The sequence below is a fragment of the Pseudoalteromonas sp. NC201 genome (assembly GCF_002850255.1).
GTDB lineage: Bacteria > Pseudomonadota > Gammaproteobacteria > Enterobacterales > Alteromonadaceae > Pseudoalteromonas.
Genome location: NZ_CP022522.1, coordinates 4,109,698 through 4,134,317, shown reverse-complemented (window position 1 = coordinate 4,134,317; position 24,620 = coordinate 4,109,698). Strand labels below are relative to the sequence as shown.

Here is a 24,620-nt window from a genome sequence, read left to right as displayed (position 1 = left end):
TCTGAACTCCAATAGGTTTTGATTCCCGGGAATAAGAAATAGAGCATTCAGATCTAAAAAATCAGATCTAAATGAAAGGATCGCCGGAAATACTTAGTTTTTATTACAAAATCACTGGTGGAAGCGGGGTATTATGAAGTGATCTTATCCACAAGTTCAATATTGACATTTAGAAAAAGCAAGATCTCACCCTAGCAAAAAAATAAACACATGAAATTTAAAGGTTTTTATTTTTTACCCACAAGTAAGATCATAGCAAAAAACTCACCCGATCTCACCCCAAAATTAAGATCAAATTTAGTTTTCCAGAGCTTTTCCTATTCTTACTAAATGCTATAATGCCGCCCATCGGATCAGATCTATGCAGATCGATTTCGTATTGATCCTACTTTATGTAGATCGTCTATGTTTGCTCGATAGCTTTGCCAAGTTTTGTCTATATATAAGGATAAAGAAATTCTACTGTGGATTATTTAGCCACAGAGAACAGATTTTGATTGACTTTAGACGCGCCCAGCTTTAATATCTCGCGCTCGCAATGGCACCTGTGCCAGGATCGCGACCTGCATAGGATGTTTTAACTTTTAACCGATCGGATGGAATTGTTATGAAAAGAACTTTTCAACCTAGCGTACTTAAGCGCAAGCGCTCTCACGGTTTCCGTGCTCGCATGGCGACTAAGAACGGTCGTAAAGTATTAGCACGTCGTCGTGCTAAAGGCCGTAAAGTACTTTCTGCTTAATATTTAGTGGAAGACTTTAGCTTTAGCAGGGAGTTACGTCTGTTAACTCCCTCGCATTACTCCCGCATATTTCAAGAGCCAGCTCGCGCAGCTACGCCTTATTTTACTCTACTTGCAAAACCAAATGATGTTGGTCATCCAAGACTCGGTTTAACTGTAGCTAAAAAACGCTGCAAAAAAGCATGTCAACGAAACCGTATCAAACGACTTGCTAGAGAAAGCTTTCGATTAAATCGTCATAAACTTGATAATATCGATATTGTGTTGATGGTCAAAACCGGTGTTGACGAGCAATCTAATGAAGAGCTAACTAAACAGCTCACTAAGATGTGGCGCAAAATAAATGAACGTTGTAAGCCAGGTGCACCTAAACCACCTTTTAAGCCAAAACCTCAACACAAGCGTTCAAAAAATCCTCAAGCTAACGCGAAAAAGCAATAATCTGCTTTAGCCTTTCCTTTTTACGGCGCATTTACCCTTGCTAGCATAGTAATTTTACGCCAATTAAGGTAAGGTTAGCTCACCTTTTAATCAGCTATATCAATGGAAAAATAGTCTGTTTTTGCCTACTTAGGTTGAAGCAGTAAATTGAGGAAATTGATATCTACAAAGCCATGAATTCAACTTCAGGGCGTAGCAAGATCAGAAATCAGTTCAAAGCAGTTTGTTCGCTTCCCAAGCACCTGCTTATATTGCTGATCCGCGGTTATCAACAATGGATTAGCCCCCTACTCGGGCCTCATTGTCGTTTTAACCCGACCTGTTCTAGTTATGCAATTCAAGCAATTAATTTACATGGAATTGCAAAAGGGAGTTGGTTAGCGGTTAAACGCATATTAAAATGTCACCCTTTGAGCGCAGGTGGAGATGATCCTGTACCTGTGAAGTCGACTAAAGTTAAACAACACGAGAAATAAGAGCTGTTATGGAATCGCAACGCACGTTTTTATTTATCGGTTTGTTGCTGGTTTCGTTCCTACTGTTCCAAGAGTGGACACAAGAACAAAACCCGCCACAAGCTGATACCAGTGCCGTCACACAACAAGTGGCGAACTCAACCCCAACAGAAGAGCAAGCTGATGTACCAGCATCAAGCCAATCCGATGTCCCAGTTGTAGCAACTCAGGCAACACGTTCTGTCATTAGTATCACTACCGATGTACTTTCGGTAAAAATTGATACTAAGGGCGGTGACATCGTTGAAGCCAACTTACTACAACACGCAGAAACCCATGGCAGCGACACGCCTTTCATGTTACTTGGTGAATTTGAAGGCAAACAGTATGTTTCACAGAGTGGTTTAATTGGTTTAAACGGCCCAGATGCAAACAAAGCTGGTCGCCCAGTCTATGAGTCTGCACAACAGCAATATGAGCTTAATGGCGATACGCTACGTGTACCACTGACTTTTACTGATGAGAAAGGCGTACAGTACACAAAAACTTATGTATTTAAAGCAGGTAAATATGACGTTGACTTAGAATACCAAGTTAACAACACCACCTCATCACCTGTTCAAGTACAACTGTACACGCAAATCAAACGTACACGCCAAGATAAAGGCAGCATGGTTGATCAGACCTACTTAGGCCCAGCCTATGGAACCGCTGAAGAACCTTATGAGAAATACAGCTTCTCTGATATGGCGGATGCGAACCTGAATAAAAATACCCAAGGCGGCTACGTTGCTTTCCTACAAAAGTATTTTGTTAGTGCATGGGTGCCAGATCAGCAAACCAATAATACGATTTATACCGCGCTTAGAAATGGTAATGGTATTGTTGGTATGAAGAGCGAGCCAACCAATGTGCAAGCAAACAGCACGGCAACTATCCATGCCGTGTACTACATGGGTCCTAAAGACACAGAAGCGCTTGAAGCAATTCAAGAAGACCTAGATCTCACTGTAGACTACGGCTGGTTATGGTTTATTTCACAACCGCTACTGATACTGCTTAAGTTCCTTTACGGTATTTTAGGTAACTGGGGTCTGGCGATTATTGCTATCACTTTGATTGTGAAAACGGCGTTATACCCTCTAACTAAAGCACAATACACCTCAATGGCTAAAATGCGCATGCTACAGCCTAAGATGCAGGCACTAAAAGAGCGTTATGGCGATGACCGCCAGAAGTTCGGCCAAGCGATGATGGAAATGTACCGTAAGGAAAAAGTGAACCCAATGGGTGGCTGTTTCCCACTGTTACTACAAATGCCAATCTTCCTTGCCTTGTTCTACGTATTCCTTGAATCAACAGAACTACGTCATGCTGAGTTTATGTTGTGGCTAACGGATCTATCATCAATGGACCCGTACTACGTACTACCTGTGCTATTTGGCGCAAGTATGTTCCTAACCCAAAAACTACAGCCAATGACAGTTACAGACCCAATGCAACAAAAGATGATGACTTACATGCCAGTCGTGTTCTCAATTTTCTTTATTTGGTTCCCATCAGGTCTGGTACTTTACTGGTTGGTTTCAAACCTTATCTCTATCGCTCAGATGCTTATCATCTACCGTGGCATGGAGAAAAAAGGCATGAAAGTACGCGGTTAACGCTCGTACACCTTGAATAAAAAAACGCCAGCTTCACAGCTGGCGTTTTTTATTTGCGTATCATTATAAAGTTGTCGTTATTGATCAATCCACTGGAGCTCACCATTTGGACCGCCGTCAACACAGACTTTCCATTTGTTATTTTGCTTTTCTACCGATCCCTTAGAATATGCCTGATCGGCATAATAACAATACTTTGTAGGGTCGTAGTCTGGTTTTACATTCTCACCACTTAGTGCAGAACCAGATACCGCAAATGCTGCAGATACAACCGCTAGTGTTAGTCTATTCATAATATCTCCCTTTACGCATAATTTTAAGTTACCTAAACTAGGTAACTTACCTTATCTTATAAACATAACGAGCAACAAGCACTTTTTCTTTTAAACTCATAACAATTAAAATATCAAATAAAAGCAAACGCTTGATAAAATTTGATAGCGATTTTATGACGATTTGATAGGTCAAATCTGGGCTATCCGTCATGCTCTTGTGCAGTTAAAAAATGCAAAGAGAAGACGATGCTTGAATCTACGTTACTACAGGCACTCTCCAGTGCCGAAACTGATTGGTGGTTAGTGCCTATTGCACTCTTAGTAGGTGTACTCACCAGCTTTACGCCCTGCGTATATCCCATACTTCCCATAACTGTTGCGACTCTTAGCCAACAACGCCATATTCGCCTTGCCCCTATTTTGTATGCGCTAGGCTTTGCAGCTGTGTACGCCGCGCTTGGATTTATTGCAGCATTAACCGGTAGCTTCTTTGGCCAAGTAGCAACAAACCCTTGGGTGCTGCTTATTTTTGCCAATCTATTACTCTACTTTGCTGCGGTATCAAAAGGCTTAATCTCGCTGCCACGCTTGCCAAATACGATTGCAACAGGCTCGCCAGCACCTCTTCTAATGGGCATGGCCAGCGCTCTTGTTGCGGCTCCCTGTACGTCTCCAATTCTAGGCGGCTTATTACTCTTCGTTGCTAATGCCCAGCAACCTCTATTAGGAGGCGCGCTGCTGTTTAGTTTTGCGCTCGGTATGAGCACCCTATTACTGCTAGCAGGGCTAAGCACGCGCTTTTTACAAAAATTACCAAGATCTGGAGCTTGGCTAAATCACATCACTACAGCAACCGCACTTATCTTAGTCGCGATGGCGCAATATTTTCTTATTCAAGCTGGCAAAAGTTGGCTATAAAACGCAAAGGAACCACCATGAAAAAAATCATTTTTTCTTCACTCTTTATGTTACTCAGCACAATGTCTGCAGCAAAGGACTATCCCGTACTGACCGCCAATACGCTTGCAAACAATACCGTAACCAGTCAAGGCAAAGTCACTTACTTGAAGTTTTGGGCAACGTGGTGCTCCTACTGTGTGGAAGAAATGCCACTGCTTGAGCAAAGCTTTCAGCAAGCCAATAACCACTATCAGGTTATCGCCGTCAATATTGGCTTCAATCAGTCGAAAAAAGGCGTGCAAACTTACCTTGATAAACATGATTACCAGTTTCCAACGGTATTTGATGGTAGTGGCAAGATAACTCAGCAGTTTCAAGTGTTAGGCACGCCACAACACATCCTCATTGATGAAAACGGCAAAGAAATCTATCGCAGCGCATTGTTTACAGATGAGCTGCAACAACATCTGAGCACACTCCAAGGAGCAAACTAATGTCATCAATTAAAGCCCTACTTATGTTCGCCGCTGTGTGTCTCAGCGTGTTTGTGCACGCCAACACGCAAGAGTATGTGTTTATTAATATTTGGGATGAATATGTACAGCCTACAACTCTACCAACGCCACTAGCACCAAGGAGATTGCTACAGCCCGATATCAATATTGATGAGGCAAGCTTAGCGCAATTTAAAACGGCCTATCCAAGCTATGCTGAGTTAGCTATTGATAAGCAAAACCAGTTGATGCAACGGTTTGCAGTAAGGCAAACACCTGTTCGTGTTATCGTTAAAGACGACAAAGTTATCAAACGAGAGTTGTTGACGACTAACAGTGCACCAAGCACAGAGAAAGAAACACAGATCCCATTGCAAACACTCACCGGTGCGCCATTTTCGATAGCGACTATGAACAGCCAATACAGAGTGTTATTTTTCAGCGATAGCTTGTGTCCGTTTCAACATATTCCTGCCTGTGAAATGAGAATAAAGCAAAACAATCAACTCGCTGACTCGAGTGCGTATCCGGTCGTTACTGTGATTAAGCCCTTTTATGTGGAAGAACAAAGTGCTCTAGACTACCAACAACGCTTTGAGATCAAACACGATATTGTGTTCGATCACCACAACGAAGTATTTAGCCAATTTGAGATTAGAGAGCTACCTTACTGGGTGGTACAAGATAAACACGGTGAAGTCGTTTATCGCGGTAATCAACCACCCAACATAGACTAGAGCCTAATTTATCGTCCATTTACTCTGACAATAGACGCTGTAAGGGGCATCGATAAGCTCAGCAATAAAGCGCTTATTGATGCTGCTTTGCTGGTGTATTTGCAGCAACTGTTGCTGTAATAATTGGCTGTTTTCGAGTCCGGCCAATTTATCTGAAAAGCGCTTTTGCAGCGCTTCTTCATTTAACATATCAGCCGCAACAACACCGTAAAGCAACAAAAGATGTGAATTGGTATGTTGATGTGCAGTAATGATCTCAAGCGCTTGTTGAGGCTCGTTTCTCAAAAGGTGGATATACATTTGCGTATAGAGCGCATAGGTCTCAACTTCTTGTAGCTGTAACGTTTGATAGTCTTGCATTGCTTCAATCGTCAACGGCTCTGCTAATTCGAGCTTGCCCGCTTTGATCCAGGTCCAACCCAGTAACAATTTAACGTTGGCACGCGTCACCGAAGAAATATAATCGCTTTCTAACAGCATTTGATATTGCGTAATTGCACTTTGCATTGCATCCGTATCACCCGTTTGCAATGCGATATCCATATGCGCCATGCCAATCAGTAATTGCTGTTGCTCATAGCTTGGAATAAAACGCGGCTCGCCGTTAATGTCTTTTAAATACCGTAGCGCCTTCTCTCCCTGATGTAGCTGAATATAGTAGAATCCTAGGTAAGTGAGTATTTGCTTTTCTAAATAGTGATATCCATTTTTCTGAGCTAAAGCGAGGGCTTTTAATAAACTAGGTTCACTTTCAACTACTGGCACTAAGTAATTTTGACCATAAGCAAACAAAGCTTTTATTAGATTCATGGTCTGCTTTGTTTGCTCATAATAGGCAATGGCTTGCGCGAGTACGGGTTTACTCTTCTCTAAGTTCAGTAACGTTTTTTCAGCGGGACCAGCCGCTGGTGGATTGGCAAGATAGAAACTCCGCTGTGCTTCGCTATAGGCAAACGATCGACTGCCTATCAAAACATGCGCTGAACTCATCGCTTGCTGGTATTCATCCCAACGTTGTAACACCCAAAAAGCATCTGCTTTGAGTTGATATGCCATCGCAATCAACTCAACTTGCTGGCTTTGCTCAGCAGCATCGAGGGCAAGCTGAGCTTGCTGCAACGCTTGCTGATGTAAGCCTTGTGCCTTGAAAAACTCTCCGTAATAGAGGTGGTAGCGAGCACGAGTCGCGATTGAAGCTGTACTTAGTGAAATCTGTTCGAATCGACGGGTGGCAGAATCAATATCACCGAGCTGCCAACAAATTTGCGCAAGCTCCATCTGACTTTCTAGATGTTCCGGCATTTGTGCCACAGCCGCCTCAAAATATGCCTTTGCTAGTTGAGGTCCCTGTTCATTCAATGCTTGCACGCCGCGGTAATAGTCATTCATTGCTAGATTTAAGGATGATTTTTTGGCGGTTTTAGTGTCAATATCTAGCGCTAACTGCGCAATAACCTCTGTTGCAATCGCTTCAAAGCTCTCATCTAACTGTTCAACAATTATCTCGCTTTGCTTATCTCCATAAGTAACACTGAGTAAAAAACGCTGTTGTATCGGCTTTAGTGAAAGCGTGAGCTGATTAATCGCACTATTCTCTGCAAGCTCAGGATATTGACTTCGCGGTACTAATTGATAATGAGACTGTAAATGTTGTCTCAATGCTGCTTCAAGCGCATAACCCCACCACGCATTGGCTTGTACACCTGTCTCATTCACCATTGGCACAATGATTAACGAGTCTTGCTCAGCTTGTATACGAGTGACAACGGGTGCTGAACTAGAAACGAGGTAAACACTCGCTGCGACTCCACTTAACGCAACAGCGCCAGCGCCAACGACAAGCATCGCTTTTATTGTTGTAGTGAGTTTGAATGTGCTAAATGTGCGGCTCTCAACAGGACAAATCCACTGATAACCTTGCTGTGGTATGGTTTTAATAAAGGTGGGTTGCTGGGCGTTATCTTTGAGGGCTTGTCTTAGCTCAGTGATACTTTGTGTTAGTGCAGCTTCTCTAAACTCACCGTGTTGCCACAACGTGCTGAGCAATGTTTCACGTGTAACAATCTGATTTGGATGGGCTAAAAAATAAGCCAACAGCTGCGCGACTCTCGGCCTCAGTGGCACTTGCTCAGCATCACGATATAAACACGAGACATTTGGATCGAAGCGGAATTGAAGAAAGTGCAGCACAGCGTTAGTTTCCCTTATACAACCTTTGCTAGTAAGAACAGTAAAAACTGTGACCATAATTATACCTGACAAAAGCGCATAACCGTATCATTAAGGTCATCAACCACCCAAAACGCAATGGGCAGACTTAGATATTACCCACCAGCTATACCTGAGATATATCAATTGCTGTACAATTATGGCTATTAACCAGACAGTCTAAAGAGTCATCATGATCGCACAAGACACCATAGCAGCACAGGCTACCGCACCGGGTCGCGGTGGCGTTGGTATTATTCGAGTTTCAGGGTGTAAAGCCCGAGCAGTTGCCGAGCAAATCTTAGGTAAATGCCCAAAAACTCGCTATGCCGAATACCTGCCATTCAATACCCTAGCAGGTGAACAACTAGACCAAGGTATTGCATTGTTCTTCCAAGGGCCGAACTCATTCACCGGTGAAGATGTCCTTGAGTTACAAGGCCACGGTGGCCCAGTGGTACTTGATATGCTGTTAAAGGAAATCAGCAAAATTGAGCAAGTGCGCTTGGCAAAGCCTGGTGAGTTCTCAGAACGTGCTTTTATGAACGACAAGCTAGACTTAACGCAAGCAGAAGCTATCGCAGACTTGATCAACGCCACCAGCGAGCAAGCTGCAAAAAGTGCACTACATTCACTACAAGGTGACTTTTCTAAACATATCAATACTTTGGTTGAGAAAGTAATTCATCTGCGCATGTACGTAGAAGCCGCAATTGACTTCCCCGACGAAGAAATCGACTTTCTTTCCGATGGTAAAGTCTCGGGTGACCTAGAAGCCATTATTCAGCAACTCGCAGAAGTGCGTAAACAAGCCAAGCAAGGCAGCATTATGCGTGAAGGCATGCGCGTGGTGATTGCTGGCCGCCCTAATGCTGGTAAATCGTCGCTACTCAATGCCTTAGCAGGCCGTGAAGCCGCGATTGTTACAGACATCGCAGGTACCACACGAGACGTACTACGTGAGCATATTCATATTGATGGCATGCCGCTTCATATTATCGACACGGCAGGACTTCGTGAAAGTCCGGACAAAGTAGAACAAATAGGTATTGAGCGTGCTTGGGAAGAGATCCGCGGCGCCGATCACGTACTATTTATGGTGGATGGCACCGAAACCCACGAAACCGATCCTGCGAAGATCTGGCCTGATTTTATCGAGCAATTACCACAAGGCATGGAAATTACCGTGATCCGCAATAAAGTCGATTTAAGCGGTGAAGCGGTTGGCGCAACAACGAGTGATGGCCATACCCTTATCCGTCTAAGTGCTAAAGATATTCAAGGCATTGATTTATTGAGGGAACACCTAAAAGCCTGTATTGGATTTACTGGTGCAACTGAAGGTGGCTTTATGGCTCGCCGTCGTCACTTAGACGCCCTAGAGCGCGCTGCTGAGCACCTAGAAATAGGTCAAACTCAGCTAGAAATGCATATTGCCGGTGAAATTTTGGCAGAAGAGCTGCGCCTTACCCAGCAATACCTCAATGAGATCACTGGTGAATTCACCTCCGACGACTTGCTGGGCAAAATATTTAGCTCATTTTGTATCGGTAAATAACCCAAATATCTGAGTCGTTATACGCCCTTTTTTGGGCGTATGACTACACACTAACCAACGTATTGGTTTACCGCTTCTTTTACCTTGCGAGATTTGTCTTTTCTTAATGGAGCTAGCAATGCTTCAGCGTCTGCTGCTTGGCTGAATATTTCAGGAAGTTCAGCGCGGCGATCAGCATATAAATAGCTCAAACTCTGTTTAAAACTGCCATATTGGCCACGAGCATGTGCCACGATAAATTCACGACATACGTCAAAGTGACTGCGCTTAATACAAAACAGCACCAAATGTTCGGGTTTAACGCCGATATCAAATAACCAGGTGAGCAAAAATGCCATGCCGGTTTCAGACGCTTCGCCTTCATATTCACCGCTTTTCGATAGGTAAGTTTCAAAATCTATCTCATTGTGTGCCAATTGATGTAATAGCCAAGGTTGTTCCATTTGCGCTTCAATTAATTTAAAGCCCCGATAGTCATGATTAAGAAGCAGACGTACCAGTTTGTTGCGACGCTTAGCATCTAACATCCACACAAACTGACGGAGACTATACATTTGATATTCATCGGCATCGATACGCATAAACTCGGTGGAGATTTGCCCTTTAAACAGCGCAGCCATGACATCAAACTCGACTTCGTCATGTAGATAAGCCATCGTTTGCTCAACAATCGCGTTAATGCGATTGGACTGCACTTGCAGCTCAGCCACGCGTTTTATAATAGCCGCACGCTCAAGCTGCTCTGAAAATATCAGTAACGGCCCAGATGGCAGCCTTTCTTCATACCAAGCAAGCGGCACCTCATGATCGGCCATCACAATAACGTAATTGTCTCCTTGCTGTTGTAACACAGTGCACGCTTCCCAACTTCGACCATCAACATGGCAAGGTTTATCGTGTATTGAGAGGCTATCCGCTACAATGGCTTTATGCAGCTTCTTTGGTAGCTTTTCACCTTCACCGAAATATAGACAATCACGACCTAATTCCTGTGCTAACGCATGCTCCCAAGAGTGCAGGTTTAATTGCACAAAAATATCAATCGCGCGTTGTAAATCATGGCTGAAATCAAGCTCAACTTCCGGGTGTTTAAGCGACACATGATGTAAAAACTCAATTTTCGTGCGCTCATTGATATATGCGAGTCCCTGCTCCATAGCTTTGGCTTTGTTACGTCCCATGCTGCCAAACATGCTGGTATCATCACTGGCTATTTCGCTGTAAATCTCTATCCAATTCAAGTAGCGTTCGGAGTTATAACGTTGATTGCTCATTTCATAGGCATTCAGTATACCGCTATCTATTCCAGCTTTACTTAACTGTTCGTAGACCTCAATTTCATCGAGTATAGTGTCAAACTCTATGCTCCAATGATCATCCGAATAAGCACGAAGCACATTGCGTGCAACCCTAACTGGCGCTAGTGCAATAATAAATTGCCATAAACGATCTGCTTTGTATTGCAGGGGTAAAGGTAGCTGTCGCAACCAAAATGCCGTTAGGGTAAAGCGTTGGAAATCATCATCATGATCTTTAAAGAGCTGATAGCTTGACTGCTTTTCACTAAACTTGTTTAGGTAAAGATCACCGCGACAACACTCATCTCGATACAACTGCGGCTGCACTAATGCCAATAAACTGCTTAAATCATCTTGCGGCGTGTCTGCAGTAAAGTAATCACAGATCCACGTTATTTGTGCCTCAGACAATCCTAAGTTATCAGGGTTATAATGATCGGACTTTTTATGACATTTCTGAATTATGTGCTGGGCAGCGAGTTGCCAAATATGATTGTCGTTAAGATAATTTGCTAGTGCCTCAGTAATATCATCGCCAATATGCTGATTATAATCACTGTGCAGGTGATAGCTGGCCAGTGTAATTAATCCCATATCCAATTGCGGCCATTGCTTTGGGTGGCACAGCGCACGCGATGAGCGGAAATGCTCATTGACCAACTTAAGATGCTTGCGACACAGTAATTCATCTTGGTTGGTGAAGTGACGAAATATCGACTGGGTATTTTTGGCTTTAGCATTTTCAGCCGCGCTCTTGATATCAGACACGGAGAGTTGAGTATAACGCTGATAATAGGCTTCTCTGGAGAGTAGTGCTTCATCACCTTCGGTAAGTGATGCCATCATATATTTGCAAAACTCACGCTTGCCTAGGGCATGGTAAAATACATCAATCACGCGAAGGTACTGCTCAGCACGAGCTTGTAGTAAGTTATTTTCTGCATCGTTGCGTACCGCAAGCGTCAACACCATGCCATTTGGTTGTGTATATTCAGCTTCTTCACTGAAGTGATCTGTAAGTAGATCGCCTCGCACAAGGCTGAGCACCGACTCCAGCTCCTCGACTATGCCTTGATTATTGCGCTCAAAACTACTCAATTGATCAATAAGATGCTCAGCCATGTCACTGGCATGCACTTTCGCTAATTCAAGCACATCTACTTCACAGACTGTTTCCAATACTGTTTGTGGTTCCCCAGTTTCAATGTAGCGCCACAATACTTCGCCTTGGGGCATAGCCAGCACAAAAGGTTTCAGCAAATTAGTACCATAGTTAAGCTCATATTTACGCTCACCTCTGGCTAGATAGGCACGATAATTTGCGCGAGCAGCAATGGCACTCTGTGCAATTTTAACTAATGGGCCTGCAACCTGTGATTGGACTTTTTGCTGTAAATCATACGCTTCATTTTCGAGGGTACTGCCAAAAAATGACATTGCCATAAAGCTGTCTTTAGCCTCTTCATCGTCATAAAAACAGCTATGGGGGAATAGCGATTGATACAAAGAGATCACAGGCTGATGACCACTAAGGTCTTCTTCTTCATCCTCATCACACATGGTATCGACATGGGCAAGCAATACAGGTTCAGCTTGAAAACGTGCAATGACTAATGCTTTAAATTGCTCATAACTCTCAGGATTTTCGCGTAAATATTCCCCAAGCGGCTGGTAGTCACATTCTTCACTGTATTGATCATTTTTGAACATGCCAGATCTAAAGTTATCGTTGTCACACCAAATAAATGCTTTGATCATTTCACGATGCCAACCGTGCTCGTGTAGCAATACACTTAAATAGCTTTCATAACCACATGCATGTTCATCATCCCAATAAGGCACAAAGTATTGTGCTAGCAAATAGGCGTACTGTATATCCGTCTTTGCAAGCATATACAAAGCTTCAACGCCAAATACCCGCATATCATCAAGCCACATTTCATCAGTGTCATTTTGGCGGCGACTATAGGCCACTATTGCCTTGGCGGCTTCTACAACGGCTTGTTTGATCTCAGGGTATTGCAGCGCTGCTGCAAATAAAATGACCTCTGAAATATAGTTTTCGGTGTCATCAAGTATGGTGTGGTCATAGTGGTGAGCACCGCCTTCTTGGCCTAAATCTAATGCAGATTGAAGCAACTTTAGGTTGTTGCCACTATCTTGCGGTTGCAAACGGCGCATCCCCGCTTCATCAAGTTGCTTAAACTCAACATCAAACTGACTGTTAAAACTGGCCTTATCGCTGTCCAACAAAGCCATATACTGAGCTAATGCTAATTTGATTTGTTGCGGGTTTTGGATATCCAGCGTGATTATCTGGTTTTTATCGAATTGGTTCATGTCGTTATTTCTAATTGAATTTGACGTATAGCCCACTAATCGGGCTATAGAGAAGAAAAAGATAATGAAGCGCAGCTTTGTGAACTGCGGCAATTTCAAGCAAATGCTAAACACAGCGAGTGGCAGCTACGCGTTCGTATCCTCAGCTTGCAGCTCCTTTAACCTGTCGATATCTATTTGACAGTCCTGCTTTGCTTTTTTCTGTTGATCGGGTGCCATATCATCCCAATGAATATAACCACCGTGTGCGTATGGCGCATTGTATAAATAGTTGGCGAATTTTTTGTTGGCAGTACCAGAGACTAACCCTCTTACAGAACCCTGTTTATCAGCAGCCCACAGTGCGACGCGTTTAAACTCCAACTCTCCAGATGCATTAATACGAAATGAGTACCAATTTTCAGCAGCACTAATGTGCAGATCCTTATCCATGTTTTACCTTTTGTAGTTCCTTAATATCAACACTATTATTTCGAATCCATATAACTAGGTCAACATCAAACTTATCGTTAAGCTTTTGATAAACATTAATAAAAAGTAAAGAGCAGCACACTTATAATAAGGATCTGAGCGATAACCGCAAATCTACCCAATCACGTTAAGTGCTAAATCTGGCCAGTCCAACATCCGTACACTGCGTATCCTAAGCGTTTCAACTTAGGAGAAATAAAATGGCTCTTTTTACAACTTTCAATGCACTACACCAACAATCAGCCCCGCTTTTTCTAGCTAACTGCTGGGATCCATCATCAGCGCTTATCATTGAACAGGCTGGTGGTCAGGCCGTTGCGACAACAAGCTGGGGCATGTCTAATCATCAGGGCTACAAAGATGGAGAACAACTCACATTTGACCGTGTACTACAAACAGTAAGTGCCATCCTTAAGGTGATCACTATTCCATTGAGTGTTGATATTGAGGCAGGCTACAGCGCGGATCTAAATCAGATCATCAAACATATTATCCAATTGGCCGACCTTGGCGTTGCAGGTATCAATATTGAAGACAAGCCCAGTCACCAGAGCAGCTTACGCGATATAAAGGCACACCAAGCGTTATTGCAGGCAATCAAACAAGCTTTACGTCATAATGGTTTCGATCATTTTTTTATTAATGCCCGTTGCGATCTTTGCTTACAACCACAGTGGACTGAAGCGACGCTGCATGAGCGTGCACTCGCCTATCAAGCAGCAGGTTGCGATGGCTTTTTTATTCCCGGTTTAACCGACGCCCCGACGATAAAACGCCTAACAGCCCTGCTTTCAATTCCAGTCAATGTGATGCTGTTGCCCGGATTTAGTGATAAACAGGCGTTAGCAGAGTTAGGAGTCAAACGTATCTCATCGGGTAACGCTCTCAGCGATCATGTGATAGCACAACAAGAATCAGTCACCAGAAGGCTGCTCGAAGAACATGCTGTAGACTTCTTATTTGAGCAATCAGTCCGCACAACTTGGCTGTCAAACTAAATAAATCACAAGATCTGACCGCTTTTTTAGATTCTTTTATTATATGGATCTAACTATATAGATCTAAAAGACTGGATCGACTTCCAGCTTTTAGATCGTTATCCACAACACCTCATCCACAACCTCAAAATTTGTTCAAAAACAGCGGTGTTCTTACCGTTTCAAGCATGAGCCTTGGCTTAAAAAAGTATTTTTAGGCTCAGCTATCCCATAGATTATCCACAAATAAATCACCGAGTTAAACTTAGGAATATTTTATTTTATGCCTTTATTTCATATAGATAAGTAAAAACACTAAAAATTACACACTATTTGTGCAAATATTTTTATCCAATAACCTCAAAGCCCTCTTTACATATTCACGTTAAACGCTAAGATGGCGCGCAATACGACTTAGGTGAGGGTAACAATGCAAACTTTAGATCTTATTGTAGGCAGCCAAATGGGATCAGCTGAATACGTTGCTGAACAGCTTATGGAATCGCTTGAATCTCAAGGTTATACCGTGAATTTGCATGAAAAACCCGAGCTTGAAGCTTGTCAGCAAGCACTTTGGCTGGTGGTGACATCAACCTATGGAGCCGGTGACTATCCAGAAAACTTATTACCTTTTATATCAGCATTAAAAGCGAGCTCGGATCTAAGCCAGTTACGCTTTGCGGTAGTGGGAATTGGTGATTCAAGTTATGACACCTTTAATCATGCAGCTATTAATCTTGCTGATCTACTTAAAGAAAAAGGTGCAACACAGCTGTTAGACATAGAAAAGATCGATGTTTTACACCCAGATCTACCAGAAGATACCGCTATTGCTTGGTTACCTAAGTTTGTTGAATGTGTCGCTTAACGGCGCGACACTGAAATACACAGAAGTTATTCACAAATTCAGTCTATTTTAGATCGTATTGTGGATAACCTATGATCTAACTGCTGATCTATGCTTACTTATCCATTGGATAAAATAATTCAGATCTAGCCCTGTGAATAAAGTGGCAAGTTGATCAAAGGTTTTAAGCCCATTGATCCGATCTAATTCACACCAATTGATCTTAGTTAAGCAGTTGGATCTAAACAGGAATACAAAACTATTCACAGATCAAAGGATCAGTAATAGTAAGATCAATAAAGATCTTTAAAAAGATCTTTATATATTTTAAGTGATTTCTTTTTTGCGTTGTACAAAGTTTAACCATTTCACTTCTGGTTAATTCTAGGTAGAATACGCATCCTTTCTAAATTTGCTCGGTTGTTTTAAGTAGGATCCCGTAAATGATTTATCATGAACATTTTGATGTCATCGTTGTTGGTGGTGGACACGCAGGCACTGAAGCTGCACTTGCAGCTGCACGTATGGGTATGAATACCTTATTGTTAACACACAATATGGATACCTTAGGCCAAATGTCGTGTAACCCAGCTATTGGTGGGATTGGTAAAGGTCATTTGGTTAAAGAGATCGATGCGCTTGGTGGTGCAATGGCCAAAGCAATCGACAAAGGTGGGATCCAATTTAGAACCCTTAATTCATCGAAAGGCCCTGCGGTACGAGCGACTCGTGCTCAGGCAGATCGCGCATTATATAAAGCGGCGATCCAAGACATTTTGCAACATCAAGAAAACTTAAAGATCTTCCAACAATCTTGTGATGATCTGATTGTTGAAGGTGATCAGGTCAAAGGTGTCGTAACTCAAATGGGTTTACGCTTTAGCGCTTTTTCAGTGGTGCTAACGGTTGGTACTTTCTTGGGTGGCCAGATCCATATTGGTTTAGAAAACTTCAAAGGCGGCCGTGCTGGCGATCCTCCTTCTATCGCTTTGGCTGAGCGTTTACGTGAAATGCCTTTTAGAGTTGATCGACTAAAAACGGGTACACCACCACGTATCGATGCAAGAACGGTTGATTTTTCAGTGATGCAAGAGCAACCAGGCGATACCCCTACTCCGGTTTTCTCGTTTATGGGCAAAGTGTCTGATCATCCAAAACAGATCCCTTGTTATATCACCTATACCAATGAAAAAACCCATGATGTGATCCGTAATAACTTACATCGCTCGCCGATGTATGCTGGCGTGATTGAGGGGATTGGTCCGCGTTACTGTCCTTCCATCGAAGATAAAATTGTGCGTTTTGCTGATAAAGAAAAGCATCAGATCTTCGTAGAACCTGAAGGCTTAACGTCGTACGAGCTGTATCCAAATGGTATCTCCACCAGCTTACCATTTGATATCCAACTGGAGATCGTGCGTTCAATTAAAGGCTTTGAGAATGCGCATATTTGTCGTCCTGGTTATGCAATTGAGTACGACTTCTTCGATCCTCGAGACCTAAAGCAATCATTAGAAACTAAGTTTATCAATGGCTTATTCTTTGCAGGTCAAATAAACGGTACAACCGGTTATGAAGAAGCTGGTGCCCAAGGTTTGATTGCGGGTATGAACGCAGCTCTTCAAGTTCAAGGCCGTGAAGCATGGACACCGCGCCGTGATGAAGCTTATGCCGGTGTGTTGATTGACGACTTAGCAACGCTTGGTACAAAAGAACCTTATCGTATGTTTACCTCTCGTGCTGAATACCGTTTGTTACTACGTGAAGACAATGCGGATTTACGTCTAACGGAAAAAGGTCGCGAATTAGGTTTAGTTGACGATGAACGCTGGGCTGCATACAACGACAAGCTTGAAGTTATGGAACAAGAAGCACAGCGTCTGCGCAATACTTGGATCCATAAAGATCACCCTGCACTTGAAGCGGTAAATGGATTATTGAAAAAACCACTGGTACGCGAAGCCAGTCTTGAAGATCTGATCCGCCGTCCAGAGGTTAATTATCACGACCTGATGGCAATCGAAGGATTAGGATCTGAGTTTGATAATATTCCAGCCCTTGAACAGGTTGAGATCCAAACTAAGTACGCCGGTTACATTGCGCGTCAACAAGATGAGATTAATAAACAGCTTCGTCATGAAGAGGCATTACTGCCTGCTGAGTTTGATTATAGCCTGGTAAGCGGCCTGTCAAATGAGGTTGTGGCAAAGCTGAGTGATGCTCGTCCACAAACGATTGGCCAAGCTTCACGTATTTCTGGTATCACCCCTGCTGCTATTTCGCTATTATTAGTGTATCTGAAAAAGCAAGGGCTATTACGTAAGTCGGCGTAATAGCAGTGGAACACTGTGTTACTAGAACAATTGAATGAATTACTCGCTGATACCTCTATCGAGCTCAGCGAACAACAAAAGCAGCAGTTGGTCGAATATGTCCAGCTGCTGGATAAATGGAACAAAGCCTACAACCTCACTTCCGTTCGTGACCCAAAAGAAATGATGGTAAAACACATCATGGATTCTTTGGTTGTTGCGCCACACTTAACGGGCAGTAACTATATTGATGTTGGCACCGGACCGGGTTTACCGGGTATGGTTTTAGCGATAGCTAGACCGGACATCAATTTTGTTCTTCTTGATAGCCTTGGTAAAAGAGTTCGATTTTTAATGCAGGTAAAACATGGGCTTGGCATTGAGAATGTTACCCCAGTGCAGTCTCGAGTTGAAGAATATCAGCCAAGTGTTAAATTAGACGGTGTACTCAGCCGTGCTTTTGCATCACTACAAGATATGATCCAGTGGTGTTCACATTTAATCGATAACCAAGGTGTATTCTTAGCACTAAAGGGTCAATACCCTGCGGATGAGCTAGAACAACTACCAAACGGCGTGAGTTTATCGCAAGATATTAGTTTAGTGGTGCCCAAGCTTGAAGGTGAGCGCCATTTAATCATTCTTTCTAAAGATTAATTGTCGAGGACAATGTGGCAAGAGTCATTGCAATAGCAAACCAAAAAGGTGGTGTTGGTAAAACAACCACTGCGGTGAATTTAGCCGCGTCCATGGCGGCGACTAAACGTAAAGTTCTGTTGATCGATCTCGATCCTCAAGGCAATGCAACCATGGGCAGTGGTGTTGATAAATACGCCGATGTCGCAACGGTTTATGATCTATTGATCGAAGAAGCGCCAATGGATCAAGTGATCACCACAGAAACCAGTGGTGAGTATCATTTGATCGCAGCCAATGGGGATGTAACCGCGGCAGAAGTCAAACTGATGGAGTTGTTTGCGCGCGAAGTGAGACTACGCAACGCCCTTGAGACGATAAAAGATAAATATGAGTATATATTCATCGACTGTCCACCTTCATTAAATATGCTAACGGTAAATGCCATGGCTGCCGCCGATGCGGTTTTAGTTCCGATGCAGTGTGAATATTATGCACTGGAGGGATTAACAGCTTTAATGGACACCATTACCCAACTCGGTAAGTTGGTGAATCCAGGATTGCAAATTGAAGGTATTTTGCGCACTATGTACGACCCGCGTAATCGTCTAGCTAACGACGTATCTGAGCAGTTAAAACAACACTTTGGCGATAAAGTGTACCGGACTGTGATCCCTCGTAATGTGCGATTAGCGGAGGCGCCAAGTTTTGGAGCGCCTGCGATGTATTATGATAGAGCATCAAGCGGTGCGAAAGCTTATCTAGCGCTAGCGGGTGAAATGCTAAGACGCAAAGAAAAGCAAGCAGCTGCGGTTGCCTAAGAGGATAAAAAGAACATGTCGGTTAAAAAACGTGGTTTAGGCCGAGGGTTGGATGCCCTACTCAGCTCAGCTAAACCTAATCCAAGTGCTGCGGCACCTGTGCCTAATCAACAAGAAGCGGTTGCGACAGTCAGTGAAGCACCTGCCGAATCGGCGGTTGAACAAGAGTTACAACGATTACCTATTGAGTGGCTAAAGCCAGGTAAATATCAGCCGCGTAAAGATATGTCTGAACAGGCACTTGAGGAACTGGCGAGTTCGATCCGTTCACAGGGGATTTTACAGCCTATTGTGGTGCGTAAAGTTACCACGCAAAGCTTTGAAATTATTGCCGGTGAGAGACGTTGGCGTGCGGCACAACTGGCAAAGCAAGATACCGTTCCTTGTTTAATCAAAGATGTGCCGGATGAAGCGGCTGTTGCTATTGCCCTTATTGAAAACATTCAGCGTGAAGACCTCAATGCGATGGAAGAAGCAATTGCTCTAGATCGATTGCTTAATGAATTTGAACTCACGCATCAGCAGGTTGCTGATGCGGTGGGTAAATCGCGTACGACGGTCACCAATTTACTTCGTCTCAACAATCTCAACGATGATGTAAAAATCTTGTTGGAACATGGCGACATAGAAATGGGTCATGCTCGTTGTTTACTTGCCCTAACTGGTGAAGCGCAATCTGAAGCAGCAAGAACTGCTGTGGCCAAAGGATTAACCGTAAGAGAAACCGAAAAACTGGTTCGCACCATTTTAGAGCCTGTTGAGAAAAAAGAAGCGAAGCAAAAAGATCCTGATGTGAAGCTGCTTGAACAGCAATTGCAGGAAAACTTAGGCGCAAAAGTTGAGATCAACTATAACCAAAAAGGCAAAGGTAAACTGGTTATTTCCTATGCTAGTCTGGATGAGCTTGATGGTATTTTGGGGCGTATTAACTCTGAAATGAATGAAGCTGACTAACGGTAAACTTAACTAATTGACTAATGCGTGAATGCGGTGCTTTATTTTGCGCCGCTATTTCCTCACCGATATGCTGCGAAATAGCGAGAATACTAAGAACTTTGATGGAAAAATAGCCACTCTTGTACAGGCTTTAATTTAAGCCTTCCTCCCTAACAAATTTTGACCTATTTGGCGTCCAAAAAACGTCACATTTCGCCTCGTCAAGTTGCAAATTAAGCAGAAACAAGTATAATTTCGCCAGTTTTCATACCCTGATAAAATTTAACGTCATTAAGGTTAATATAAAGTGACTCATTCGTTAGCCCGTCCATATAGGCGAGCCGCATTACAAGGTGTTTTGATTCAGGGTATCGTAGCATTAGTCGCTGCAGTAATCGTTTTTATAGGTTGGGGAGTACAAGCCGGAGTTTCAGCATTAGCTGGCGGCGCTGTGTTGGTACTCCCTAATTTTGTATTTGCTGCTTACGCCTTTCGATTTATGGGTGCAAGCAAAGCAAATCAAGTATATTCCTCGATAAAACGAGGAAATGGATTAAAATTTTTGCTAACTGTTGTGCTCTTTGCACTGATTTTTAAGCATTTTTCAGTAATGATGCTGCCTTTCTTTGGCGCGTATATGCTCGTGATGCTGACACAATGGTTGGTCCTGATTTTTTTTAATCATTAACTTTTGGGATAAAACATGGCTGCAGAAGAAGTTACTATATCGAGCCATATTCAGCACCACTTGACCAATGCCAAGATGTGCTCGACCGATGCCGGTCTTGCCTTCAATAAAGCATGTGCGGACAGTGGTTTCTGGGCATGGAATATAGATACCCTCGCATGGTCAATCGGTTTAGGTCTTATTTTCTTATGGATCTTCCGAAGTGCCGCTAAAAAATCCACTATAGGCGTTCCTGGTAAGTTCCAGTGCTTTATCGAGATGATCGTTGAATTCGTTGGTAACAACGTACGTGATACGTATCATGGCAAAAGCGCACTGATCGCTCCTTTAGCCCTAACTATCTTTGTTTGGGTGTTCTTAATGAACTTAATGGACTTAATTCCTGTTGATTTCTTACCTGCTTTTGCCGGCTTTGTTGGTGAGCAAGCGTTTGGTATGGATTCACACGATGTGTACATGAAAATTGTACCAACCACTGACGTGAACATGACCGCAGCACTAGCTATCGGTGTGTTTATTTTGATGATCGGTTATTCAATCAAAATCAAAGGTATCGGTGGCTTTATTGCTGAGTTAACACTTCATCCGTTTAGTACTAAGAACAAGATTGGTATGTTGTTCTTGATTCCGTGTAACTTGTTACTTGAAACCATTGCTCTTGTTGCAAAGCCATTCTCATTGGCACTGCGTTTGTTCGGTAACTTATACGCGGGTGAATTGATTTTCATCTTGATCGGTACGATTGGTTTAATGCAGTTACCACTGCACTTTATTTGGGCGGTATTCCATATTTTGGTCATCGTATTGCAAGCGTTCGTATTTATGATGCTGACAATCGTATACCTAAGCATGGCAAGCTCAGACAACCACTAACAGATTTTTTAAAAAATTAACTTTAACTTTAATTTACAATTGAAACTTTGGAGAAAAAAATGGAACTAGTATTAGGCCTTAAGTTTATCGCTGTTGCTCTACTAATCGGCTTTGGTGCAATCGGTACAGCTATCGGTTTCGGTAACATGGGTGGTAAATTCCTTGAAGCTTGTGCTCGTCAACCTGAGCTTGCGCCTTCACTACAGGTTAAAATGTTCATCCTTGCTGGTCTAATCGATGCTGTAGCAATGATCGGTGTTGGTATCGCAATGGTAATCCTGTTCGTACTTTAATTCTAATTTTTGAACAGTTTACTATTTTAAGGAGGAGTGGTTGTGGATATTAACCTCACTCTAATCGGTGAATTAATTGCGTTTACGGTATTCGTACTTTTCTGTATGAAATATGTATGGCCACCGCTAAATGATGCAATTGAAGCTCGCCAGAAGAAAATTGAAGATGGTTTAGCGGCATCTGATGAAGCTGAGAAAGAACTTGGGCGCGTACGTGCACAAGGTGCTGAACAGTTGAAAGAAGCGAAAGCACAAGCGGCTGAAATCATCGAACAAGCTAAGAAGCGTGCTGCGCTAATTGTTGACGAAGAGACTACTCGTGGTCAGCAAGAGCGTGAAAAAATCATTGCTCAGGGACACTCTGAAATTGAGTCTGAGCGCAACCGTGTGAAAGAAGAGCTGCGCTCACAAGTCGCTGCACTTTCTATCGCAGGTGCTGAGAAGATTTTAGAGCGTGAAATCAATCAAGCCACACACAGTGACATCGTTGAAAAACTTGTCGCTGAGCTTTAAGTAGGAGGGTATGAGCATGTCTGAATTGACTACTATCGCTCGCCCATACGCTAAAGCAGCTTTTGAACTTGCCGTTGAAAAAGGCACAGTTGAAGCTTGGAATGAAATGCTGTTCTTCGCTGGTCAAGTTACCAGCGACGAACAGGTTCAGGCGCTACTTGGTAGCATCGCTACTGAATCACAGCAGTCTGAAATCATTATCAAGTTATGTGCTGAGCAACTCAACGAACAAGGTCAAAATCTTATCAAGCTGATGGCCGAAAATGAGCGTTTAGCCGCCATCCCAGCTGTTGCAGAATTGTTTGCAGAATTAAAAGCAGACTATGACAAAGAAATCGAAGTAGATGTGGTTTCAGCAACAGTGCTTGCAGATGATACGCAAGCAAAATTGGTCGCGGCACTTGAGAAACGTTTCGCACGCAAAGTTAAGCTGAATTGTAGCATCGACGAAGCCATTGTAAGTGGCCTAGTGATTAAAGCCGGTGACACCGTAATCGACGGTTCTGTTCGCGGCAAGTTAGATCGTCTTGCGACGTCGCTACAATCGTAATTGGGAAAAAGAGCATGCAACTTAATTCCACAGAAATTTCTGCACTGATCAAGCAACGCATTGAGCAGTTTGAAGTTGTAAGTGAAGCGCGTAATGAAGGTACTATCGTATCTGTTACCGACGGTATCATCCGCATCCACGGTCTTGCTGACTGTATGCAGGGTGAGATGATCGAGCTTCCTGGCAACCGTTATGCTATCGCACTAAACCTTGAGCGTGACTCAGTAGGTGCTGTAGTAATGGGTCCATACGCTGACCTTAAAGAAGGCGTAAAAGTTAAATCAACTGGTCGTATCCTTGAAGTACCAGTAGGCCGTGGTCTACTAGGTCGTGTTGTTAACACGCTAGGTGAGCCAATCGACGGTAAAGGCGCTGTTGATAACGATGGTTTTGAACCAGTTGAAAAAATCGCACCTGGCGTAATCGAGCGTCAATCAGTAGATGAGCCAGTACAAACTGGTTATAAGTCTATCGATGCGATGATCCCAGTTGGTCGTGGTCAGCGTGAGCTTGTGATCGGTGACCGTCAGACTGGTAAAACAGCACTAGCAATCGATGCTATCATCAACCAAAAAGACACAGGCGTTAAGTGTGTGTACGTAGCGGTTGGTCAAAAAGCGTCAACAATTGCTAACGTAGTACGTAAACTAGAAGAGCACGGTGCGCTTGCAAACACTATCGTAGTAGTTGCTTCTGCATCAGAATCTGCAGCGCTACAATTCCTAGCGCCGTTCTCTGGTTGTACTATGGGTGAATACTTCCGTGACCGCGGTGAAGATGCACTAATCGTATATGATGATTTGTCTAAGCAAGCTGTTGCTTACCGTCAAATCTCACTACTACTTAAGCGTCCACCAGGCCGTGAAGCATACCCTGGTGACGTTTTCTATCTTCACTCACGTCTTCTAGAGCGTGCGTCTCGTGTAAACGCTGACTACGTTGAGAAGTTCACAAATGGTGAAGTGAAAGGTAAAACAGGTTCATTGACGGCATTGCCAATCATTGAAACTCAAGGTGGTGACGTTTCTGCATTCGTACCTACCAACGTTATCTCAATCACTGACGGTCAGATCTTCTTAGAAACTGACTTGTTCAACGCAGGTATCCGTCCAGCGGTTAACGCTGGTATCTCGGTATCTCGTGTAGGTGGTGCAGCTCAAACTAAGATTGTTAAGAAACTAGGTGGTGGTATCCGTCTAGCGCTAGCTCAGTACCGTGAACTAGCGGCGTTCTCTCAGTTCGCTTCTGACCTTGATGATGCAACACGTGCACAGCTTGAACACGGTGAGCGTGTAACAGAGCTAATGAAGCAGAAACAGTACGCACCGATGTCTGTTGCTGATATGTCATTATCGCTATTTGCAGTAGAGAAAGGCTTCCTAAAAGATATCGAAATCAATAAGATCCTTGATTTCGAAGCAAGCCTAATCGCATTTGCTAAGAGCGAGTACGCAGAGCTAATGGCTCAAATCAATGAAACTGGTAACTACAACGCCGAGATCGAAGCGCAGCTTAAAGAGCTTCTTGAGAAGTTCAAGTCTACGCAAACTTGGTAATGTGTTATTAAGGTGAGTAGGTAACTACTCACCGA

24 protein-coding genes are annotated in these 24,620 nt (G+C 43.2%); 20 read left to right on the top strand and 4 right to left on the bottom strand.

From position 1 onward, the window contains the following. The first annotated feature begins 607 nt into the window (after positions 1 to 607). The 4 genes from rpmH to yidC all read left to right on the top strand — a co-directional run bounded on the left by rpmH (position 608) and on the right by yidC (position 3,302). The gene (gene rpmH / locus PNC201_RS18010; RefSeq protein ID WP_010604159.1) at positions 608 to 742 is read left to right on the top strand and encodes a 50S ribosomal protein L34; all 135 of its coding nucleotides are present in this window, start codon (positions 608 to 610) and stop codon (positions 740 to 742) included. Positions 743 to 748: 6 nt separating this feature from the next. Further along, positions 749 to 1,183, top strand: coding sequence for a ribonuclease P protein component (gene rnpA / locus PNC201_RS18005; RefSeq protein WP_010376847.1), 435 nt, complete (start codon positions 749 to 751; stop codon positions 1,181 to 1,183). 173 nt (positions 1,184 to 1,356) lie between these two features. Continuing rightward, positions 1,357 to 1,659: a membrane protein insertion efficiency factor YidD gene (gene yidD / locus PNC201_RS18000; protein WP_010604158.1), complete on the top strand. Its 303-nt coding sequence runs from the start codon at positions 1,357 to 1,359 to the stop codon at positions 1,657 to 1,659. Positions 1,660 to 1,667: 8 nt separating this feature from the next. Further along, positions 1,668 to 3,302, top strand: coding sequence for a membrane protein insertase YidC (gene yidC / locus PNC201_RS17995; RefSeq protein WP_102057829.1), 1,635 nt, complete (start codon positions 1,668 to 1,670; stop codon positions 3,300 to 3,302). 77 nt (positions 3,303 to 3,379) lie between these two features. Here yidC and PNC201_RS17990 read toward each other — a convergent pair whose 3' ends face one another. Continuing rightward, the gene (locus tag PNC201_RS17990; protein ID WP_102057828.1) at positions 3,380 to 3,595 is read right to left on the bottom strand and encodes a DUF1496 domain-containing protein; all 216 of its coding nucleotides are present in this window, start codon (positions 3,593 to 3,595) and stop codon (positions 3,380 to 3,382) included. A 228-nt stretch (positions 3,596 to 3,823) separates the two neighbouring features. On the opposite strand from PNC201_RS17990, the gene PNC201_RS17985 reads away from it, so the two are divergent. From PNC201_RS17985 to PNC201_RS17975, 3 genes are read left to right on the top strand one after another with little or no spacing between them, the layout of a single operon-like run. After that, on the top strand, positions 3,824 to 4,495 hold the full coding sequence (locus tag PNC201_RS17985) for a cytochrome c biogenesis protein CcdA (protein WP_102057827.1): 672 nt from the start codon (positions 3,824 to 3,826) through the stop codon (positions 4,493 to 4,495). 17 nt (positions 4,496 to 4,512) lie between these two features. Further along, complete coding sequence (locus PNC201_RS17980; RefSeq protein ID WP_102057826.1) at positions 4,513 to 4,971, top strand: TlpA family protein disulfide reductase; 459 nt, start codon at positions 4,513 to 4,515, stop codon at positions 4,969 to 4,971. Continuing rightward, complete coding sequence (locus PNC201_RS17975) at positions 4,971 to 5,708, top strand: TlpA family protein disulfide reductase (RefSeq protein ID WP_102057825.1); 738 nt, start codon at positions 4,971 to 4,973, stop codon at positions 5,706 to 5,708. Before PNC201_RS17980 ends, PNC201_RS17975 begins: the two co-directional genes overlap by 1 nt. A 3-nt stretch (positions 5,709 to 5,711) precedes the next feature. On the opposite strand, the gene PNC201_RS17970 is transcribed toward PNC201_RS17975, so the two are convergent. Then, positions 5,712 to 7,898, bottom strand: coding sequence for a winged helix-turn-helix domain-containing protein (locus PNC201_RS17970; RefSeq protein ID WP_233525193.1), 2,187 nt, complete (start codon positions 7,896 to 7,898; stop codon positions 5,712 to 5,714). 211 nt (positions 7,899 to 8,109) lie between these two features. Here PNC201_RS17970 and mnmE point away from each other — a divergent pair, with 211 nt between their 5' ends. After that, complete coding sequence (gene mnmE, locus PNC201_RS17965; protein ID WP_102057823.1) at positions 8,110 to 9,474, top strand: tRNA uridine-5-carboxymethylaminomethyl(34) synthesis GTPase MnmE; 1,365 nt, start codon at positions 8,110 to 8,112, stop codon at positions 9,472 to 9,474. Positions 9,475 to 9,524: 50 nt separating this feature from the next. Here mnmE and PNC201_RS17960 read toward each other — a convergent pair whose 3' ends face one another. Together PNC201_RS17960 and PNC201_RS17955 are read right to left on the bottom strand one after the other, a co-directional pair. Continuing rightward, entirely contained in the window at positions 9,525 to 13,112 is a 3,588-nt protein-coding gene (locus tag PNC201_RS17960) for a hypothetical protein (RefSeq protein ID WP_102057822.1), read from the bottom strand. Between the two features lie 126 nt (positions 13,113 to 13,238). Beyond that, positions 13,239 to 13,544, bottom strand: a complete 306-nt coding sequence (locus PNC201_RS17955; protein ID WP_102057821.1) for a hypothetical protein — start codon at positions 13,542 to 13,544, stop codon at positions 13,239 to 13,241. 239 nt (positions 13,545 to 13,783) lie between these two features. Here PNC201_RS17955 and PNC201_RS17950 point away from each other — a divergent pair, with 239 nt between their 5' ends. From PNC201_RS17950 to atpA, 12 genes are all read left to right on the top strand, one after another. Next, positions 13,784 to 14,581, top strand: a complete 798-nt coding sequence (locus PNC201_RS17950; protein ID WP_102057820.1) for an isocitrate lyase/PEP mutase family protein — start codon at positions 13,784 to 13,786, stop codon at positions 14,579 to 14,581. Positions 14,582 to 14,990: 409 nt separating this feature from the next. After that, positions 14,991 to 15,428 (top strand): FMN-binding protein MioC, encoded by a 438-nt coding sequence (gene mioC / locus PNC201_RS17945; protein WP_010604148.1) that lies wholly within the window; start codon positions 14,991 to 14,993, stop codon positions 15,426 to 15,428. A gap of 422 nt (positions 15,429 to 15,850) precedes the next feature. Beyond that, entirely contained in the window at positions 15,851 to 17,740 is a 1,890-nt protein-coding gene (mnmG, locus tag PNC201_RS17940) for a tRNA uridine-5-carboxymethylaminomethyl(34) synthesis enzyme MnmG (protein WP_102057819.1), read from the top strand. Between the two features lie 15 nt (positions 17,741 to 17,755). Further along, positions 17,756 to 18,376: a 16S rRNA (guanine(527)-N(7))-methyltransferase RsmG gene (gene rsmG, locus PNC201_RS17935; RefSeq protein WP_010376874.1), complete on the top strand. Its 621-nt coding sequence runs from the start codon at positions 17,756 to 17,758 to the stop codon at positions 18,374 to 18,376. 14 nt (positions 18,377 to 18,390) lie between these two features. Continuing rightward, positions 18,391 to 19,176 (top strand): ParA family protein, encoded by a 786-nt coding sequence (locus PNC201_RS17930; RefSeq protein ID WP_010376876.1) that lies wholly within the window; start codon positions 18,391 to 18,393, stop codon positions 19,174 to 19,176. Positions 19,177 to 19,191: 15 nt separating this feature from the next. Continuing rightward, complete coding sequence (locus tag PNC201_RS17925) at positions 19,192 to 20,130, top strand: ParB/RepB/Spo0J family partition protein (protein WP_102057818.1); 939 nt, start codon at positions 19,192 to 19,194, stop codon at positions 20,128 to 20,130. Positions 20,131 to 20,419: 289 nt separating this feature from the next. Continuing rightward, positions 20,420 to 20,800 carry an ATP synthase subunit I gene (locus PNC201_RS17920; RefSeq protein ID WP_010604145.1) on the top strand — a complete coding sequence of 127 codons (381 nt, stop codon included), beginning with the start codon at positions 20,420 to 20,422 and terminating at the stop codon, positions 20,798 to 20,800. Positions 20,801 to 20,815: 15 nt separating this feature from the next. Beyond that, positions 20,816 to 21,673 (top strand): F0F1 ATP synthase subunit A, encoded by an 858-nt coding sequence (gene atpB / locus PNC201_RS17915; RefSeq protein ID WP_010604144.1) that lies wholly within the window; start codon positions 20,816 to 20,818, stop codon positions 21,671 to 21,673. 59 nt (positions 21,674 to 21,732) lie between these two features. Further along, positions 21,733 to 21,966 (top strand): F0F1 ATP synthase subunit C, encoded by a 234-nt coding sequence (gene atpE, locus PNC201_RS17910; protein ID WP_010604143.1) that lies wholly within the window; start codon positions 21,733 to 21,735, stop codon positions 21,964 to 21,966. A gap of 42 nt (positions 21,967 to 22,008) precedes the next feature. Then, on the top strand, positions 22,009 to 22,479 hold the full coding sequence (atpF, locus tag PNC201_RS17905) for a F0F1 ATP synthase subunit B (RefSeq protein ID WP_010604142.1): 471 nt from the start codon (positions 22,009 to 22,011) through the stop codon (positions 22,477 to 22,479). A 16-nt stretch (positions 22,480 to 22,495) separates the two neighbouring features. Next, complete coding sequence (atpH, locus tag PNC201_RS17900) at positions 22,496 to 23,029, top strand: F0F1 ATP synthase subunit delta (RefSeq protein ID WP_010604141.1); 534 nt, start codon at positions 22,496 to 22,498, stop codon at positions 23,027 to 23,029. Between the two features lie 14 nt (positions 23,030 to 23,043). Continuing rightward, positions 23,044 to 24,585 (top strand): F0F1 ATP synthase subunit alpha, encoded by a 1,542-nt coding sequence (gene atpA, locus PNC201_RS17895; protein WP_010376884.1) that lies wholly within the window; start codon positions 23,044 to 23,046, stop codon positions 24,583 to 24,585. Positions 24,586 to 24,620: the final 35 nt, after the last annotated feature.